Origin of the sequence: Dickeya fangzhongdai, from assembly GCF_002812485.1 — a bacterium.
Taxonomy (GTDB): Bacteria; Pseudomonadota; Gammaproteobacteria; order Enterobacterales; family Enterobacteriaceae; genus Dickeya; species Dickeya fangzhongdai.
Map to the genome: position 1 here is coordinate 3,251,048 of NZ_CP025003.1, position 18,575 is coordinate 3,269,622.

The 18,575-nt window shown below is 56.4% G+C and carries 13 protein-coding genes, 1 tRNA gene and 1 pseudogene; 7 read left to right on the forward strand and 8 right to left on the reverse strand.

Annotated features, from left to right (window positions below):
* Positions 1-17 precede the first annotated feature (17 nt).
* Positions 18-284: pseudogene (locus CVE23_RS14430) on the reverse strand (LysR family transcriptional regulator); the annotation flags it as partial.
* Between the two features lie 384 nt (positions 285-668).
* Here CVE23_RS14430 and CVE23_RS14435 point away from each other — a divergent pair.
* A tRNA-Asn gene (locus CVE23_RS14435) sits at positions 669-744 on the forward strand.
* Positions 745-1,366: 622 nt separating this feature from the next.
* Positions 1,367-2,614 (forward strand): glycosyltransferase, encoded by a 1,248-nt coding sequence (locus CVE23_RS14440; protein ID WP_049855364.1) that lies wholly within the window; start codon positions 1,367-1,369, stop codon positions 2,612-2,614.
* A 134-nt stretch (positions 2,615-2,748) separates the two neighbouring features.
* On the opposite strand, the gene cysI is transcribed toward CVE23_RS14440, so the two are convergent.
* Positions 2,749-4,467, reverse strand: coding sequence for an assimilatory sulfite reductase (NADPH) hemoprotein subunit (gene cysI / locus CVE23_RS14445; protein ID WP_255412306.1), 1,719 nt, complete (start codon positions 4,465-4,467; stop codon positions 2,749-2,751).
* Positions 4,468-4,803: 336 nt separating this feature from the next.
* Here cysI and ggt point away from each other — a divergent pair, with 336 nt between their 5' ends.
* Positions 4,804-6,567, forward strand: coding sequence for a gamma-glutamyltransferase (gene ggt, locus CVE23_RS14450; RefSeq protein WP_038919600.1), 1,764 nt, complete (start codon positions 4,804-4,806; stop codon positions 6,565-6,567).
* Positions 6,568-6,699: 132 nt separating this feature from the next.
* Here the strand turns inward: ggt and CVE23_RS14455 are convergent, their stop codons facing one another.
* On the reverse strand, positions 6,700-8,301 hold the full coding sequence (locus CVE23_RS14455; protein ID WP_100849794.1) for a methyl-accepting chemotaxis protein: 1,602 nt from the start codon (positions 8,299-8,301) through the stop codon (positions 6,700-6,702).
* Between the two features lie 453 nt (positions 8,302-8,754).
* Here CVE23_RS14455 and CVE23_RS14465 point away from each other — a divergent pair, with 453 nt between their 5' ends.
* On the forward strand, positions 8,755-9,771 hold the full coding sequence (locus CVE23_RS14465) for a S66 family peptidase (RefSeq protein WP_100849796.1): 1,017 nt from the start codon (positions 8,755-8,757) through the stop codon (positions 9,769-9,771).
* Here CVE23_RS14465 and CVE23_RS14470 read toward each other — a convergent pair.
* A complete protein-coding gene (locus CVE23_RS14470) occupies positions 9,762-10,664 on the reverse strand; it encodes a LysR substrate-binding domain-containing protein (RefSeq protein ID WP_100849797.1) in 903 nt (300 codons plus the stop codon). The two genes, CVE23_RS14465 and CVE23_RS14470, sit on opposite strands and share 10 nt — an antisense overlap.
* Positions 10,665-11,016: 352 nt before the next feature.
* Here CVE23_RS14470 and CVE23_RS14475 point away from each other — a divergent pair, with 352 nt between their 5' ends.
* Together CVE23_RS14475 and CVE23_RS14480 are read left to right on the forward strand one after the other, a co-directional pair.
* Positions 11,017-12,189 (forward strand): pyridoxal phosphate-dependent aminotransferase, encoded by a 1,173-nt coding sequence (locus CVE23_RS14475; protein ID WP_038919606.1) that lies wholly within the window; start codon positions 11,017-11,019, stop codon positions 12,187-12,189.
* Between the two features lie 97 nt (positions 12,190-12,286).
* A complete protein-coding gene (locus tag CVE23_RS14480; RefSeq protein WP_038919607.1) occupies positions 12,287-13,063 on the forward strand; it encodes an ABC transporter substrate-binding protein in 777 nt (258 codons plus the stop codon).
* Positions 13,064-13,177: 114 nt separating this feature from the next.
* Here CVE23_RS14480 and CVE23_RS14485 read toward each other — a convergent pair whose 3' ends face one another.
* The 3 genes from CVE23_RS14485 to CVE23_RS14495 all read right to left on the reverse strand — a co-directional run bounded on the left by CVE23_RS14485 (position 13,178) and on the right by CVE23_RS14495 (position 16,870).
* Entirely contained in the window at positions 13,178-14,329 is a 1,152-nt protein-coding gene (locus CVE23_RS14485) for a hypothetical protein (protein WP_100849798.1), read from the reverse strand.
* A 59-nt stretch (positions 14,330-14,388) separates the two neighbouring features.
* Positions 14,389-15,507, reverse strand: coding sequence for a hypothetical protein (locus CVE23_RS14490; RefSeq protein ID WP_225622594.1), 1,119 nt, complete (start codon positions 15,505-15,507; stop codon positions 14,389-14,391).
* 217 nt (positions 15,508-15,724) lie between these two features.
* Complete coding sequence (locus tag CVE23_RS14495; RefSeq protein WP_225623139.1) at positions 15,725-16,870, reverse strand: hypothetical protein; 1,146 nt, start codon at positions 16,868-16,870, stop codon at positions 15,725-15,727.
* Between the two features lie 262 nt (positions 16,871-17,132).
* Here CVE23_RS14495 and CVE23_RS14500 point away from each other — a divergent pair, with 262 nt between their 5' ends.
* Entirely contained in the window at positions 17,133-17,678 is a 546-nt protein-coding gene (locus CVE23_RS14500; RefSeq protein ID WP_038921042.1) for an NADPH-dependent FMN reductase, read from the forward strand.
* 42 nt (positions 17,679-17,720) lie between these two features.
* Here the strand turns inward: CVE23_RS14500 and cobA are convergent, their stop codons facing one another.
* Positions 17,721-18,551 (reverse strand): uroporphyrinogen-III C-methyltransferase, encoded by an 831-nt coding sequence (gene cobA, locus CVE23_RS14505; protein WP_100849801.1) that lies wholly within the window; start codon positions 18,549-18,551, stop codon positions 17,721-17,723.
* Between the last annotated feature and the right edge of the window lie 24 nt (positions 18,552-18,575).

Genomic DNA, 18,575 nt, shown 5'->3' on the forward strand with positions numbered 1-18,575 from the left:
GTACCCGATTAGACGCTTACCGTTTGCCGTACACCATTCACTGCGTGCTTAGCCTGTTCACACTGATTCAAAATGGTTTGTGCATGTGAATACAGAATTTTGCCCGCTTCAGTCGGCGTCACGCCACGACGACTACGGACCAGCAGTTGCTTCTCCATTTCGCTTTCAAGCGTGGCAACTTGCTGGCTCAGCGCTGGTTGCGCGATATGCAACATTTCAGCGGCCTGGGTCAGGCTGCCGATATCAACGATTTTCACAAAGTATTTGAGTCGTCTCAGATTCATGTGTACCTCCTGAATAGTTACGACTAAGTAGTAGCAAGAAGCGCGCCAGATCATTTCTCTATCATCAAAAAAAGTGTGGCGGTGGCTTAACCCGCTTAAAAATAAGTAAAAGCAATGGTGATAGCGGTGACAGTAACAATACTAATCCCCCTATCGCTGTCCACCGGATCCTGGCGTCAGGATTTTCATGCACCAAAACGGTGCAATCGTTGCTATCTGAAAGTGCACTCGCTCACGAGTTCAACGGTTCACCCGACATGAAAAGCGCCGACTACCGCAGCAATTTCAATCATTTGGTTATAAGTTCAGCAAACAGTCGCACCTGGCGTTAACATGCTTTGACAAGCTGTCAGGCTATCGCTATCATCCACACCACTTAGCGATTCCTCTGTAGTTCAGTCGGTAGAACGGCGGACTGTTAATCCGTATGTCACTGGTTCGAGTCCAGTCAGAGGAGCCAAATTCAACGCCTTGCAATTCGAAAGAATCGCGAGGCGTTTTCCTTTATGGAACACGGAGCGCCCCCACCGGTCAGCGCCAACGACAGACCAGTAATCAACAATGCCACGGTATCAGGACTGCCGCATCTGGCAGGCTAATCATAATGCAAGCGAGTCATGACGTCTTTCCACGATCGTGCATGATGAAAATCAGATAATAGTCATCCGATTAGTTTTACTCTCTTTATCTCATAATAAAAAAACCAAGGTGATAATCTATTGGTGTTATTTTTCAATTTACTATTTTATTTCTATATACAAATAACGAACCAACACCAGATTGATATTAAAAACATACGGGGGAAATAATACCTGTACAGTCGTGCACAGCCTCACCTATACTCGCGATAACACACAACCCAACCGATGTTTATTATTGCAGCCAGATGACGATAAGCGCGGTGCGACGCGACGTCACTCTGGACGTGACGATTGCCTTCAGCGCAGCCGCCGCCCATCGGGCAAGAAACGCAACGATGGAGACAGTTAAAAAACATCAATCCGCACCACCATTCATTACCGCAATAAACACAGCTCAGGGATAAGAGCACACCCGTTATTTCTGGATTCAGGGAGGGAATCATGAGGGTATTTCTGTCCACGCTTGGCTCGGCCGGGGATGTTTATCCCTTCATCAAAATAGGTGAAGCATTGAAGAATGCCGGACTGGATGTTTATCTTTGTACCAATCCTTATTTTGAGCAAACCGCAAAAGAAAGAGGGCTTAATTTTATTTCAGTCGGCACCAGCGAAGATTATTTACGAGCCGTCAATTCGCAACGCTTGTGGCATCACCAATCCGCCTTCAATGAAATGGTCAATTTCATGAACGCGCAGCAGCAACCAGCCTATGACGCCCTAGTGCCCTGGGTAGACCACTCCTCCGTCATTCTCACCTCGCTGTGGTCCTTCACCGCCAAAATGTTCAGCGAAACCCGTGGATGCTGCGTCATTCCGGTTCGCGTCACGCCGTCGACGTTTATCTCCAGCTACGATCCGCCCTACCATCGGCAACTGATGTGGGTTCGCCGATTACCGATGCGCCTACGCCGTCTGTTTTTGTATCTCGCCGAGAAATATCTGGCCGACCGCCAACTGGCGCCTTTTATTAATGCGTTCAGAATCCAGTTGGGGTTGCCGCGTATCGAACGTGTCCTGACATCATGGACGCATCGCACCGATGCGGCGTTGCTGTGCCTGTTTCCGCAATGGTTTGCCTCGCCATTGCCAGACTGGCCGGCTCATGTTCGTCAGGTTGGTTTTCCGTTGTTCAACCTGCTGGATAATCAACAGGATGATGACCTGGCTCAGTTTATCGCGCGTGAACGCACGGTGGTTTTCATGCCCAGTTGGGCGCTCAGCACCAAACGCCCGCTGGCAATCGCGCTGGTGAAAAAAATCCGGCAACGCGGCTACCAGTGCCTGATCGTCGGCCAGCCGTACCATGAGCTGGCCGACGATACGGGGGTTCGTGCCGAGAGCCATATTAATCTGGGCCAATACCTGCATCGATGCGCCGCCATTATCCATCACGGCGGCATTGGCACGATGGCGCAAGCTTTCGCGGCCGGGATCCCCCAATTGGTTATTCCCAGCGCCTTTGATCAATTCGACAACGCCCGCCGGGTAACCGCCATGAAATGCGGCGAATGGCTGCAGGAAAGCGACATGGACAAGCTGGGAGATAAACTGCAACGCCTGCTGGACGATCCGGATATTGCGGAACACTGCCGGCGAATCCGCCAACAGTGTCCTTCCGAACAGGCGGTCTGTGAACAAATCGTCGCTACCGTGCGTGAGGCCTACGCCAGACACATGGCTCAAGGCTGATGCCTGCGGCAAAGCTACAGTCATCTATCCCGAGTTACAGGGTGGCGTGTCTGGTGCAAGCCAGACACCACCTCGCCCGCATTATCTCTTTTCATACCGTGATGCTGTACGGCGCAGAATCGCGGTATGAGGTATCACGCACCCGGCGCCGCATGAAAATCCACCGGCGCATGAACGACCGGCGTCACAATGCCGGTGCGGATCACGAAGTCGCCAAAGCCTTCGCCAGCTTGCCGCGCACTGGCCCAACAGCCGATCAGTCGGTCAATCTCTTCCAGAATGGTCGGCGTATCGATGTTGTCGCGGTACAGCCGCGGGATACGCGCCCCTTCGCGATTGCCGCCAAGGTAGAGGCTATAACGCCCGACAGCCCGACCGACCAAACCCATTTCCGCCAGCATCGCCCGGCCACAGCCATTGGGGCAGCCCGTAATCCGAAAAATGACGGCGTCATCCTCCACCCCATAACGCCGCAGGCTTTCTTCAAGCGCGGTCACAAAGTCCGGCAATACGCGCTCGGCTTCCGCCATCGCCAGCGGACAGGTGGGAAACGATACGCAAGCCATCGAGTTTTTACGCTGCTCGCTCAGTGACGGCGTGATCAGATTATAGTGCCGGGCCAGCGCATCAATCCGCTCCCGTGCATCCGCCGCTACGCCGGCAATAATGATGTTTTGATTCGCGGTCAGGCGAAAATCGCCTTGATGTACCTGGGCTATCGCCGCCACCCCGCTTTTCCAGCGCGCATCGGACTTATCCAGCAAACGCCCGCTGGGAATAAACAGCGTCAGGTGGTGGTGACCGTCAATCCCTTCCACCCAGCCGATACGATCGCCCCGTCCGGAAAACGTATAGGGTCTGATGGGAGCAAAGACCGCGCCGCTGCGGCGCTCTACCTCCGCCCTGAAGACCTCGACGCCGACCCGCTCCAGCGTGTACTTGGTTTTGGCATTGCGCCGGTTTTCACGGTTGCCCCAGTCCCGCTGCGTAGACACTACGGCTTCAGCCACTGCCAGCGTCTGCGCCAACGGAATAAAACCAAACTCACTCGCCAGACGGGGATAGGTGCTGGCGTCGCCCTGAGTCATCGCCAAGCCGCCGCCGACCAGCACGTTAAAACCGACCAGACGACCGTGCTCGCCGATAGCGACAAAACTCAAATCATTGGCATGGAGATCCACATCATTTTGCGGCGGGATAACCACCGCGGTTTTAAATTTACGCGGCAGATAGCTGTTCCCCAGTATCGGTTCTTCCTCCTGCCGGAGGATTTTTTCCTTATCCAGCCAGACCTCGGCGTATGCGTTGGTACGCGGCAGCAGATGTTCAGAGATTTTTTTCGCCCACTCCCAGGCCTGCCGGTGCAACACCGACTCCACCGGGTTAGCGGTACAGAGTACGTTACGGTTGACGTCGCCCGCCGTGGCGCGGGAATCCAACCCCAAATGGTGCAACAGACGGTGCACCGGCTTGATATCGTTTTTCAAAACACCGTGCAACTGCACCGTCTGCCGGTTGGTAATGCGGATACTGCCGTACTGGGTATGCTCCCGGGCGAATTCGTCAATCCCCAGCCACTGACGCGGCGTGATGATGCCGCCGGGCAGACGGACGCGCAGCATCACCGTGTGCAATGGCTCCAGTTTCCGGGCGATACGCTCCTGGCGGATATCGCGATCGTCTTGCTGATACATGCCGTGAAACCGAATCAACTGGAAATTATCACCGACAAAGCCGCCGGTCAGCGGGTCAGCCAGATCCGCCTGAATCGTACCGCGCAGGAAATGACTCTGCGCCTTCAGGCGCTCATTATCCGACAGTTTTTTCTCGCTCATCCTCGCGTTCTCCTGAATGGTGCGCTGAAAAAGATGCCGGTGAGTTAAGCAGGGATGCAGGAAGGCTTACAGATACAGTGGGTTAGCTTTGCGCTATAACAGTCTTTTGGTCAGGGCGGCGGCCGCCCGCGCCGGTCCGGCAGCGATAGAACCATTAGGCGCAGACTATGCCAAAACAGCATAAGCCCTTGTTCGATCACACTCCTGATGATTTTCCGGGCATGCCATGTAGCAACGTTTACACTGATAACGCCATGTTACCCAACATGAACAATGGCATGCGGTATGCATGTCAAAAACACAACAGACAAAACATCAATAACAACAACGCCAATAACACAACAAGGGGGTTTTATGGCATCGGGAAAATGGCTGCTGCCGTTAAGTCTGACTGCATTGCTGGTCAGCGGTGCAGTCCACGCGGTTTCCATACCGGCAGTGGAAGCGAAGAACGGTATGGTGGTCAGCTCGCAATATCTGGCGTCGCAGGTCGGCGTCGATATCCTGAAAATGGGGGGCAACGCCATTGATGCCGCGGTAGCGGTCGGTTACGCACAGGCGGTGGTCAACCCTTGCTGCGGTAACATTGGGGGCGGCGGGTTCATGACCATCCATCTGGCGGATGGCAAAGATACCTTTATCAACTTCCGTGAAACAGCGCCGGCCGCCGCGTCCGCCACTATGTATCTGGATGCGGAAGGTAAAGTTAAAAAAGACGCCAGCCTGTATGGCTACCTGGCGGCGGGCGTTCCCGGTACGGTACTGGGGCTGGAAACCGCACGCGAGAAATACGGCAAGCTGACCCGTGAACAGGTCATGACGCCGGCTATCAAGCTGGCGCGGGAGGGTTTTGTTCTGACCCGCGGCGACACCGACATTCTTGACACCACCGTCAAACGCTTTAAGCAGGACCCGGAGTCAGCACGTATTTTCCTGCGTCCGGACGGCTCGGCGCTGCAACCGGGCGACCGTCTGGTGCAGACCGATCTGGCTAATACGCTACAGGCGATCGCGGATAAAGGACCGGACGCGTTCTACCACGGCAAACTCCCGCAAATCATCGAGGACGCCGCCAAAAAAGGCGGCGGTATCCTGACGGCGGCGGACTTCGCCAACTATCGCGTAACCGAAACCCAGCCGATCACCTGTAGCTATCGCGGCTATCGGTTCATCTCGTCACCGCCGCCCAGCTCCGGCGGGGTCACGATGTGTGAAACGTTGAATATTCTCGAAGGTTACGACCTGAAGAGCATGGGATTCAACTCGGCGCAGGCAATCCACGTCATGACGGAGGCAATGCGTCACGCCTACATGGACCGCAACACCTATCTGGGCGACCCGGAGTTTGTCAAAAACCCGGTCGACCGGCTGCTGAACAAAGACTATGCCGCCGAAATCCGCAAGAAAATCGACGACACCCGAGCCACGCCGTCCGAACAGGTAAAACCCGGCATGGAGCCGCATGAAAAACCGGAAACCACCCATTATTCGATTGTCGACAGCCTGGGCAACGCCGTCTCCACCACGTACACGGTGAACGGCCGCTTCGGCGCGGTGGTGATAGCCCCCGGCACCGGCTTCTTCCTGAACGACGAGATGGATGACTTTACCGTCAAAGTGGGTGAGAAAAACCTCTACGGGCTGGTACAGGGCGAGCGCAACGCCATCGCGCCGGGCAAACGCCCGCTGTCGTCGATGAGCCCGTCGCTGGTGACCAAAGACGGCAAGATCTTCCTGGTGCTTGGTTCGCCGGGCGGCTCGCGCATCATCAGTATCACGCTGCAAAGCGCGCTGAATATCCTCGACTTCGGCATGCTGCCGCAGGAAGCGGTAGATGCGCCGCGTATCCATCATCAATGGTTGCCGGATGAGGTGTATTACGAACAGCGCGGTCTGTCCGCCGATACCCTCACGTTGTTAAAAGAGCGCGGCTATAAGATGGTGGAACAAACGCCGTGGGGCGCAACCGAGCTGATTATGGTCGGATTGCCCGGCGTGGAAGGGGTGATCCCCGCCAACTCCGGCAACGACTCGGCGGTATCCGGTAAGGTGCGTGAAGGGTATCTGTACGGCGCCAACGACTCGCGTCGCCCGGCAGGCGCCGCCATCGGTTACTGATATCGCCCCGCAGAGTGCGAGTATGCCGACTGAGCGCGGTTGCACTCGCGACTCACATCGGTATCCGGCACAGCAACCCGGTCATCATGTTAATCCAATGGCCGGGTTGCCTTTTCTGCCGCCGGCATGAATTTACCGGCTATACCCCAGTAACAGTTCGTGCCCGGCGACACCGGTGTCCGGCCGCACGCCGGGCGCTTTGCCCGATAGCCGGAACACGCCGACCGCCTGCACCAGTTCTTCTGCCTGACTATTAAGGCTGCCCGCGGCGGCGGCCATTTCTTCCACCAGCGCCGCATTTTGCTGGGTGGTGCGTTCCATGCTCGATACCGCCTCGCCCACCTGCGACACCCCGCTGCTCTGCTCACCGCTGGCGACACTGATCTCGCCCATGATGTCGGTCACCCGGCGAATGCTATCGACCACTTCTTGCATGGTGTGCCCGGCAGTATCCGCCAGCGTGCTGCCGCTTTCGATTCGCCCCACGCTGGCGGAAATCAGCGTTTTTATCTCACGGGCCGACTCCGCGCTGCGTTGCGCCAGCGCACGCACTTCGCCCGCCACCACGGAAAAACCACGCCCTTGTTCGCCGGCGCGCGCGGCTTCCACGGCGGCATTCAACGCCAGAATATTGGTCTGGAAGGCGATGCCGTCGATCACGCCGATGATATCGGCAATGCGCTGGGCGCTGTCGTTGATTTCCCGCATGGTGTCCACCACCTGCGTCACCACTGCGCCGCCCTGCTCCGCCACCTGGCTGGCGGTCTGGGCCAGGTGGTTGGCCTGCCGGGCGTTGTCGGCGTTCTGTTTCACCGTTGCGGAAAGTTGCTCCATCGACGCGGCGGTCTGTTCCAGCGCGCTGGCCTGGGACTCAGTACGCGCGGACAGATCATGGTTACCGTGGGCAATTTCGCCGCTGGCCACCCCTACCGACTCGGCGCCATGCCGCACCTGCGTCACGATACGAATCAGGCTCGACTGCATATGCGACAGCGCATTGAGCACGGTGGCGATCTCATCACGCCCGCTGGCGTTGATCGGATAAGTCAGATCGCCGTCCGCCACCGCTTCGGCCGCCGCCTGCGCCTGCGCCAGGCTGCGGACAATGCTGCGCACCATCATCCAGCCAAAGAGCGCCGCGCCGGCAATCCCCGCCAGCACCGCCATAATCGCCAGCGCTTTCAGCCACTGGTAACGTTGCACCGAACCGGTGTATTCGTCTTTAGCCACGTTGACCTGCAGCGTCACCAGTTGGCTGAGCAGCGCATGGCCCTGTTTTTCCAGCGTGCTGACCTTCTCATCATAAAGACGTATTGCCTGTTCCATCTGCCCGGCCCGGATCGCCGCATCGGTCGGCTGCACGCCTTCGCGGTTATAGCGCTGCAGGCTGTCGGCAAACTGGTCCGCCAGTTGTGTCTCTTCCGGCGTCAGGTAGGTTGCGCGGTAGTCGGTCCACACCCGATCGATCCGGTTGAGATTCTGGCGTAGTTCGTCAACCCGCTGTTGCTTATTCGCCGCCTCCGGCAACAACAGCATATCCATGATCAGCACCCGGTTACGCTGCACCAGCCATTCCAGTTGCTCTAGTTGCGCCAGCACCACCGTGCGGTCTTCATACACGGTCTTTAACGACTGATTTGCTTTCTCGGCGGTAAACATGCCGATCGCCCCCATGATCAGAATGCCCAGCGACAGCATCCCGGTGAAACTCCATAATCGTGTCGAAATCTTCATTGCTGTAAACCCTGTCCTGTGTGATGTCGTTTGTCGTTATGTTGTGTCTGCAACTGTTATGTCCTGCCTGAAAAGACTATCCGTCATGGCCGCACTGGGCGTGATAATCGGCAACGCAGGCATCGAAAGCGAGGAAAAACTATATAGAAACTCAAGGTTAGACAGAAGGTTAGCGATTTTCTCGCCGGACGGATAAAATAGAATGAAACAGAGTTTCATAAGAAGAAACTGATGGCTTACGGTCATATTCAGCCTGCGAAACGTTACCGACATTGTTATTCGCAGCCATTTATAAAAATGTGTCGAAAATTATTTTTTATGTTGCCAGACAATTAAAAAGAAATTCTTATGAGTCCGTGAGGATTTCGAGCACTGCCCAGGTCCAAAATGGCAAGTGAAATAGCCCTATTGTGAGGGGTGCCAAAGCGTCTTCCAGCCAGGAGAAAGAGAGCCATGTCCCATGCACTGTTATTACCCCCACCGTTGCGCCCGGGCGATACCATCGGTTTTTTCTCACCGTCCTCGCCCGCAACCCACTTTGCCCCGGCACGCTTTGAACGGGCGAAAGTCTTTCTTGAGCAGCACGGCTACCGGCTGCGCGCCGGCGCGCTGACCGGTAAAACCGACCACTACCGCTCCGGCAGCATCGCCGCGCGCGTTGACGAACTGAACACGCTGATCCGCGACCCTGCCGTACGCTGCGTCATGTCGACCATTGGCGGCAGCAACAGCAACTCGCTGCTGCCCTATATTGATTACGACGCCCTGCGCCGCGATCCGAAAATCATCATCGGCTATTCCGACGTCACCGCGCTCTTGCTTGGCATGTATGCCCAAACCGGACTCGTAACCTTTTACGGCCCGGCGCTGGTGGCGTCGTTTGGCGAATTCCCGCCGCTGGTGGACGACACCTTTGCCGGCTTCGCCACGCTGACCGGCGCAGCGCGGTCTGAACACGCCTATCGCATGCCATCGGGATGGACCGACGAGCGGCTGGACTGGAATCAACAATCGCGCGCCAAAATCACCCATCCCAACCAGTGGCGCTTCGACGGCAGCGGCGTTTATCAGGGGCGGCTTATCGGCGGCAACCTCAATACCATGGCGGGGATCTGGGGCAGTCCGTTTATGCCGGCGATTGAAGACGGCGATATTCTGCTGCTGGAAGACTCGCTGAAGGACATCGCCACCGTGGAGCGCGCGTTTGCCCACCTGAAGCTATGCGGCGTGTTTGACCGGGTCGCGGCGGTGATGCTGGGCAAGCACGAACAGTTCGATGATAAGGGCACCGGCCGTGATTCGCTGACCGTACTGCGCGAAGTGCTTAACGGACAACCGCTGCCGGTGCTGGCGGATTTTGATTGCTGCCATACGCACCCGATGCTGACCCTGCCGCTCGGTGTGCGTATTACGGTCGATTTTGACGCCGGGCGCGTCGTATTGAACACCCCCTGGCTGCGTCAGTCCTGACCGGATGGCAGGCAATCAGTAAAGCTGGCGAGAAAATCCGTCAGCCATTCTGCCTGCGTATGTCCATCCAACCCAGGCCGGTGCGCCAGATAATAAGCCGCGCCGGTTTTCACCGTTTCGGTAAACGGCATCACCAGCCGTTGTCGCCGGATATCTTCCGCCACCAGCGTCACATCCGCCATCGCGACGCCAAAGCCCTGAATGGCGGCGCTGATGGCGAGATCCATGGTGTCGAACTGCTGATTACGGCGCATCACCTGCTCGCCGATGCCGTGGGTTTTCAGCCACAACTTCCAGTCACGCTGGTCATGGGTCGGATGCAACAGCGTCAAACGCGCCAGTTGCTCCGGCGACAACGCCGCTTGCCCGGCAGGCAGCAGATGCGGCGCCAGCACCGGCGACAGCACCTCGTCGAACAGCTTGCCGTCATGTTGGCGCGGCGCGGCATCCGGCGCGAACACCACCGCCACATCGAAATCTTCGTGACGGAAATCGACGCCGTGTTCGGTGGTCGTCGTTAGCGAGACATGGATATCCGGCCGCCGCTGCTCCAGCGTCATCAGGTGCGCCACCAGCCAGCGCATGGCGCAGGTCGGCGCCTTCATGCGGATTGAACGCCCTTCACGCACCCGGTTCGTCACCCGAAACAGTTGGTCAAACACCTCGCGAACCTCCGGCAACAGCTGACTGCCCTGCGGCGTCAACCGTAAACCACGGGCATGGCGCTGAAACAACGCGAAGCCCAGCCAGGCTTCCAGCGATGCGATCTGCCGGCTTACCGCGCCTTGCGTGACAAACAGCTCCGCCGCCGCCCGGGTGAAATTGAGATGACGGGCGGTCACCACAAAAGCGTGCAACGCATTCAGCGGCGGGATGCGGTTATTTAGGGTCATACGCGCTCTCCGTCAGGCGGTCATAAGAAAACTGATTACATAACTATGCAGAAAAAGCGGTGCGAGCCTGAGTATCGTTTCCTGATGCGAGCGGCATCGTCAGCCCCGATTTCGCGGCAAGCGGCGGCAACCATCACCACATCTTATTGCTCTATTGCGATAAATAGTTGCCGCGAGCCATGCATTTTTCTCATGGCTATTATGACAACAATTCGATTGTAGTACTACCGGCAGCAACGTCTAATGCATGAATAGTTATTCACGTACAACCAATAAATTTTAGCAGACAGGGCTTCTCTATCGTACCGTTCGCTCACGTGCGGGTCTGCTATGGCACTCAACGGAGACCCCCATGCCGATTCAAACCCCGGTGCAGTTCAGTTCCAAATTACCGGATGTGGGCACGACTATTTTTACCGTTATCGGTCAGTTATCCAGCCAGCACAACGCCATCAACCTGTCTCAGGGCGCGCCCAGCTTTCCCTGCTCTCCCGAGCTGATCGCCGGGGTGACGCGCGCCATGACCGAGGGTCATAACCAGTACGCGTCGATGTCCGGGCTGGTGTCGCTCAAAGAGGTGGTGGCGGAGAAAGTCAAACGCCTGTACGGCCAGCACTACGACGCCGGACAGGAAGTCACCATCACCGCCAGCGCCAGCGAAGGGCTGTATTCCGCCATTTCCGCGCTGGTGCATCCGGGCGACGAAGTTATCTATTTTGAGCCGTCGTTCGACAGCTACGCGCCCATCGTCCGGCTACAGGGCGCAACGCCGGTGGCGCTGAAACTCGCCGTGCCGAGCTTTGCCATCAACTGGGACGAAGTGCAGGCGGCCATCAGCCCACGCACCCGCATGATCATCATCAACTCGCCGCATAACCCCAGCGGCCAGGTGCTGAGCGCCGACGATCTGGCGCAGCTGGCGCGCCTGACTCGCAACACTGACATCGTGATCCTGTCTGACGAAGTCTACGAGCACGTAGTGTTTGACGGCCAGCGCCATCACAGCATGGCGACCCACAGCGAACTGGCGGCGCGCAGCGTGATTGTCTCATCGTTCGGCAAAACCTTTCACGTCACCGGCTGGCGCGTCGGTTACTGTCTGGCTCCGGCGGCGCTGATGGACGAGATCCTCAAAATCCACCAGTTTATGATGTTCTCCGCCGACACGCCGATGCAGTACGCCTTTGCCGACTACATGACGGACCCAGCGACCTACCTGTCGCTCGGCCAGTTCTATCAGCATAAACGCGACCTGCTGGCGAACGCCTTACAGCACGGACCGTTTGAACTGTTGCCCTCCGCCGGTTCGTTCTTCATGCTGGCGAGCTTTGCGCACTTCAGCGACGAAAGCGACAGCGACATGGTCAAACGGCTGATTGTCGACCACGGCGTGGCGACCATTCCGCTGTCGGCGTTTTACACCGACGGCACCGACAATAAACTGATTCGTCTGTCGTTCTCCAAAGATGACGAGACGCTGCTGGCCGGCGCGAAAGCCCTGTGTCAGGCCGCGGAGCGCCGATAAATGCGGTTGCGCTCGATTTGTGTGTGATGGCTGTTACTGTGTGATGTTGATTGCCGTTTAAAGATTACTCATTGATTTACCGGAGATCGTTCCCGATATGAAAAAATTAAGCATGTTGATGTTGTCGCTGGGTTTACTGTCCTCCTCCGTCGCACTGGCGCAGACTGAACTGCGTTTTGGGCTGGAAGCGGAATACCCGCCGTTTGAAAGCAAAAACGCCAAGGGCCAGTTGGAAGGATTCGATATCGATCTGGGTAACGCCATTTGTAAAGCAGGCAATTTCAAATGCTCCTGGGTTGAAACCTCGTTTGATGCCCTGATTCCGGCACTGCAGGCCAAAAAGTTCGACGCCATCAACTCCGCGATGAATATCACCGAAAAACGTAAGGAAGCGATCGACTTTACCGCGCCTATCTACCGCATTCCGACCCAACTGGTCGGCAAGCCGGACACTGGTCTGGCGCCGACGCCGGAAGCGCTGAAAGGCAAGAACATCGGCGTGTTGCAGGGGTCGATTCAGGAAGTGTACGCCAAGGCGCATTGGGAGCCGAAAGGCGTTACCGTGACTTCTTACAAAGACCAGAATCTGGCGTATGACGATCTGGCGGCAGGCCGCCTGGACGGTACGCTGGTGATGGCGGCGGCCGGTCAGTCCGGTTTCCTGGATAAACCGGAAGGCAAAGGTTTCGCCTTTATCGGCAAGGCGGTGGACGACGCCGCCATTCTCGGCAGCGGTATCGGTTTTGGTCTGCGTAAAAGCGACGCCGCGCTGAAAGCCGAGCTGGATAAAGCCATCAAACAGGTGAAGGACGACGGCACCGTCGAGCAACTGGCGAAAAAATACTTCCCCGGTTTTGACGTGCGGGTGCAGTAACCGACGCCTCCCGCCGCGCCGCATCCTGAACGACGGCAAAGAAACGACAAGGCCCGCGCCAGATGGCGACGGGCCTTGTTTTTTGGCACATGCGATTAACCGGAGAAGCGCCTGTTACGGCAACGGCAAATCCTTCAGACGGCCGGGATGTTGTTTGACCAGGTCCCAGGGTATGACAGGCCAAGTCTCGCCGGCACAAGGTTGCTGAGCATCTGAAAACGAAGGTAAAAACAGGATGCCCTTCGGCGTCAAAACCCAGTTATTATCGTAGCCATTCCAGATATCCTGATTGCTGTAATCGCAGTCGTCGCTACTCACCGGAGTGCGCATCTGTTCCGGATAATAATGCGTCAGTTGCGTCACCAGCCAGGCCGGAAGAATTGTATTGTTATACTCACCTTTCTCAATCGTCGAGTTGTCCGGCATCGGGCCATCCCCTACCCACAGCACATCGCTCAGTACCAACGGGTGTCCGTCGCTAACACGTAACCTGATGGGCCAGTTACCTGAACTATGGCCTCCGTCGCATATGCTGCTTCGCAGATCAGAGATGCTCAGCACGGATGGCGACAGCAACTGAATTTCAACTACCGACATCGCTTCGCCCTGATACTGGCTCACCATCATGCAATGATGATAATCAATGACGTTTTGCCATAATAGCGTTTGCAGCACCGTGTTGAGTCGGCCGCGCTGCTCATCACTGTAACCGGATGCAATCTGGAACGTTGTCATACCGGACATAGGCTCCTGCCACCATTCAATCTCATGCCCGTTGACCGTCTCTTTTTTCGTCATCGCTAGTACGGTCTGTGCCTGACGCAAATATTCATACTGCGATAATTGATACAACGACTGCATAAACGGCGACAACGCCGCAGGCAAGACCGCGGGCGACAACGTAACCGGGTAAGTTTTTCCTTTGCTGCTGCGCCACTCGCCTTGCCAGTTTTTCTGGTTATCGGTACGCAGCGTCATCACCGGTTTGTCCGCTTGATCCTGACCATCCCACTGAGGTTTACCCTCCCGCAACACCAGCACGCCCGGTTTGTCCCATTTACCGCTCAACGGTAAATCTTTGCGATACTGGCTATAAAAATAGCGACCTTCCACGCCGTTATCAGAGAAGGTCAGGGTCATGACGATACCAGCATTGCCAAGCTTACCCTGATACACCACTACCTCATCAGCCATCGCACAGTTTGTCAGCAGCATCAGCCCCAGCAAACACCCCAGACGCCCTATATTCCTTATCAACTCATTCATATTCCATATCCATTCAGCTATAGAAAAAGCTCTACTACCGCCAGCGATAACGACGGGCGTTACGGCAACGGCAAATCCTTCAGCCGCCCGGGGTGCTGTTTGACCAGGTCCCAGGGTAGGATTTCCCAGCCGGAGCCTTTGCACTGCGAAGTCAGATTAGGGGTCATGGTCTGGAAATAGATACCTTTGGATGTCAGGCTCCAGGGGGCATTCGCCCACACTTCTGGAGAAGTGTAATCACAGGCATCCTCGCTCTCGTCATCCATCACCTTTGTCTGTTCCGGGTAGAGCCGGGCAAACTGTGCAGCTAGCCATGTCGGCAAGGTTTCCCGCAAATAGTCATCAGGGATAGCGAAGGCATCCGGCACCGGCGATTCGTCGACCCACATCAAATCAGAAAGCCTCAACTCGCTCGCATTGGAGACACGCAGCACCCGAGGCGACACCTCCATATAACCGTGTGCGCCGCCGCAGCTTCTATCGCCAGATACCACATAGCTGATCACATTCGCCGACAGCAGGCTGATTTTTACCTTGTCATCCGAATGTTCACACTGCGCAACGGCCAGAACCGTGTGCCAGAAGCTGTCTCGCAGCGCGGCGTTCAGGGCAGCGAGCCGTTCCGCCGGGTAGCCCGAGGTCAACTGAAACATTGACAGTTTAGCGCTCGGATCCTGCCACCATTCCACGTTATAACCGTTAACGACGCCTTGTTTAACCATCGCCGGTTCAGCCGTTGCACGCAGCAGATAGTCATAAGGCGAGAGCTGGTAGAGCGACTGCATAAAGGGCGACAATCCGGCTGTCGCTATCGGCATCATCTGTGACAGTTTAACGGTGAGCGGCGTACCCTGCCCCTGACGCCACTCGCCCTGCCAGCCATTATTATCGGCAGGACGTAACGTGATGACTGGGCTGCTCGCCGGCTTTGCGTCTGCCTCGTCGTCACTGTCCGACGCATCCACATCAATATTCAGCGTCACCTGCCCCTGCTTGCTGCGCTGGCCGTTAATATGGTGAGTCACACGTTCCGATGCAACAAAATAGCGGCTCTCCACGCGCCCATCCAACTGAACATCCAGCTCCATCACCACCGGCGTCGTCCCCAGCGTGCCGCCATATACCACCGGCGTTGCCTGCGCCATACCCACCATACAAACGAAACCCAGCACCAACATCCTTGAGGTCAATGTTAATAAGTTCATATTAAGTAAATAGATAAGAAAGGAAGTGGATACTATAACGGAAATAATTTATGCGCCGTAATCAAAAACAAAACGGCGTCTCATTTTATCTGGATAAAAAAGAGAACCTTGTGCTTGTATATGCAGCTGTGACTGCCATGCAGGCTCACATTAGATTACAAGCCCGCATGGATTTATCACAGATAGAAAATCAGGGCAGCGTCAAACCTTGCAGACGGCCACGATGCTGATTTACCAATTTCCATGGCAAAATTTCCCAGCCACTATCATTACAGGTACTCAACATATTAGGCGTCATAGTTTGGAAGTAGATGCCCTTGCGGGTGAGATACCAGGGCGTATCGACCCAGATATTCTCAGAAGTATAATTACAACCATCGAATGCCCCTTCTGCATCGCCCGTCTTGCTCATCTGAGCCGGGTATAGCTTGTCGAACTGCTCTTTTAACCAGACAGAAAAAGTGCCTTCCCAGTAATCATCCTCAATGGCGTCTTCATCCGGTACAGGCCGCTCACCAACCCAAAATAGGTCGGACAGCGACAACAGTGTTGCGTCACTGACGCGAAACGTGCGGGTAAAAATTTCAGACGTCGGATGTGCTGCGCCTGGGCAGCTGTGTTGCCCGGATATGATATAGCTGGCGACATTCGGTGACAGAAAACCAATTTTCACCCCAAAAATATTCTTGTCACCACACCACGTCGGGCGCATCAGGATCTGCCAAAAGTCATCACGCAATTTGGCGTTCAATTGCTCGCGCTGCTCTGCCGGGTAACCGGATATCACCTGAAACATTGAAAAATGTGTCAGCGGATCTTGCCACCATTCCACATGGTAACCATTGACAACGCCTTCCTTGACCATTTTCAACTCATAGCCTTGTTGGAACAAAAAATCATACATGGATAGAGCATAAAGCGACTGCATAAAAAGCGATAGTTTGACCACCGCCGTAGACTCCATCGGCACGGCTGGCAACATCACCACCACCACAGGTGCTGTCTCCCCTTCACGCCACTCACCTTGCCATCCCTGTTCACCGGCGGCTCGTAGCGTCAAGACCCGGTTAACAGGCGGTTTAGCCTCTGACTCGTCATCAACCACGTCAGAATCCTCGTCGTCATTGACCTCCAGCGCCAACGTACCCTGCTCACTCCGAGAGCCAGAAAGTGAATGCGTCACATGTTCCATGGAAGAAAAATAGCGTCCTTCCACTTTGCCATCCGAGCGTATATCCAGCTCCAGCACCACCGGCGTCGTCCCCAGCTTGCCGCTATATACCACCGGCGTTGCCTGCGCCATACCCACCATACAAACGAAACCCAGCACCAACATCCTTGAGATCAATGTTAATAAGTTCATGTTAAGTAAACAGATAAGAAAAGGAGCGGATACTATAGTTGAACTGATGTATTTTCACTAACCCACCGGTATTGAATCTCTCGTGGATCAAGGCTCACAGCGACAAATCAACCCATCGGGCTAATGGCATTTTCCCACCCACGCTCTATGCTATGACGAGTCAGGGACAAACGGAGACGCGGTGCGCGCCGACGTGATCCCGGTGATTTTCTTTTCATACAAAAAGGACAACACCATGAGTGATATCAAACTGTTAGGTATTGCTGGCAGCCTGCGTAAAGCCTCTGCCAACCGGGGATTGCTGCGCGCCGCGCAGTCCGTGCTGCCGGCGGGCGTCACGCTTGAGATCGCCGACCTGCTGGATGTACCGTTCTATAACGCCGACCTGACCGAGGTTCCCGCCTCGGTGCAGCGTATCGCGCGTCAGGCCAGCGAAGCGGACGGCTTCGTATTCGCCTGTACGGAATACAACTATTCGATGGCGCCGGCGCTGAAAAACATTCTTGACTGGATCTCCCGCCTGCCGGACACCACCATCCTGAACGATAAACCGGCCGCGCTGATGGGCGCCGGCGGCGGTATGGGCACCTCCCGCGCCCAATACCACTTGCGGCAGAGCTGTATCTACCTGAACATCCATCCGCTGAATAAACCGGAAGTGTTCGCCAACGCCTTTGCCGGCGGTTTTGACGATCAGGGCAACCTGAAAGACGAAAAAATCACCGCGCTGATCGCCGATCAGATGAACGCGCTCGCCGATGCGATTGCACGCAGAAAATAAACCTCGCCTGCAAGCTGCCGCCCGTGATTGGGCGGCAGTCGTTTACGCCGCCACCGTTCCCACCTTCATCATCGCCTCGCCGGCGACCGTCAGCGCCGGGTGACGACTGAAACGCACCACCTCCCCCACCACCAGCAGGCTGGGTGACTGCGGCTGATAACGCGCCATCAGCGTTGGCAACGTCGCCAGCGTGGCGGTCAACAAACGTTGTTCCGGCTGGGTGCCGCGCTCGATAATCGCCAGCGGCGTACTGGCGGGCAGACCATTGGCAATTAATTTCTGGCACAGGCGGCTGGCATGGCTCAACCCCATGTAAAACACCAGCGTCTGCTGGCCGGCGCCGAGCGTTTCCCAATCCAGTTGCGGTTCGCCGTCGCGGGCATGGCCGGTGATAAAACGCACCGACTGGGCGCAGTCCCGATGGGTTAATGGCAGCCCCACCGCCGCGGCGCAACCGGTGGCGGCGGTGATGCCGGGCACCACATGGCAGGTCACGCCCTGTTGCTGTAGATAATCCATTTCCTCGCCGCCGCGGCCGAAAATGAACGGATCGCCGCCTTTAAGCCGCACCACCCGTTGCCCGGCCTGCGCCAGCTCCATCAGCAACTGGTTGATTTGCGGTTGCGGCAACGCGTGGTGTCCCTGCTGCTTGCCGACGTCGATGCGCAACGTTTCCGGCTGCACCAACGCCATGATATCGGCGGAGACCAGCCGGTCATGTACCACCACATCCGCCTGCTGAATCGCCCGCAGCGCCTTGATAGTCAACAGTTCGGCATCGCCCGGGCCGGCGCCCACCAGCCAGACATCGCCGGCCAGCAGAGGCTGACGTTGATGGCCCCGCGCCATCAGAGTGTTCAGAGTAGGGTTCATGTTGATGGCTCCTTATCCGGGCGT

Bases quoted from the DNA above. Each gene is read 5' to 3' on its own strand.
- CVE23_RS14440 (WP_049855364.1), top strand. From the start codon at position 1,367: ATGAGGGTATTTCTGTCCACGCTTGGCTCGGCCGGGGATGTTTATCCC.
- ggt (WP_038919600.1), top strand. From the start codon at position 4,804: ATGGCATCGGGAAAATGGCTGCTGCCGTTAAGTCTGACTGCATTGCTG.
- CVE23_RS14455 (WP_100849794.1), bottom strand. From the start codon at position 8,301: ATGAAGATTTCGACACGATTATGGAGTTTCACCGGGATGCTGTCGCTG.
- CVE23_RS14465 (WP_100849796.1), top strand. From the start codon at position 8,755: ATGTCCCATGCACTGTTATTACCCCCACCGTTGCGCCCGGGCGATACC.
- CVE23_RS14470 (WP_100849797.1), bottom strand. From the start codon at position 10,664: ATGACCCTAAATAACCGCATCCCGCCGCTGAATGCGTTGCACGCTTTT.
- CVE23_RS14475 (WP_038919606.1), top strand. From the start codon at position 11,017: ATGCCGATTCAAACCCCGGTGCAGTTCAGTTCCAAATTACCGGATGTG.
- CVE23_RS14480 (WP_038919607.1), top strand. From the start codon at position 12,287: ATGAAAAAATTAAGCATGTTGATGTTGTCGCTGGGTTTACTGTCCTCC.
- CVE23_RS14485 (WP_100849798.1), bottom strand. From the start codon at position 14,329: ATGAATGAGTTGATAAGGAATATAGGGCGTCTGGGGTGTTTGCTGGGG.
- CVE23_RS14490 (WP_225622594.1), bottom strand. From the start codon at position 15,507: ATGTTGGTGCTGGGTTTCGTTTGTATGGTGGGTATGGCGCAGGCAACG.
- CVE23_RS14495 (WP_225623139.1), bottom strand. From the start codon at position 16,870: ATGTTGGTGCTGGGTTTCGTTTGTATGGTGGGTATGGCGCAGGCAACG.
- CVE23_RS14500 (WP_038921042.1), top strand. From the start codon at position 17,133: ATGAGTGATATCAAACTGTTAGGTATTGCTGGCAGCCTGCGTAAAGCC.
- cobA (WP_100849801.1), bottom strand. From the start codon at position 18,551: ATGAACCCTACTCTGAACACTCTGATGGCGCGGGGCCATCAACGTCAG.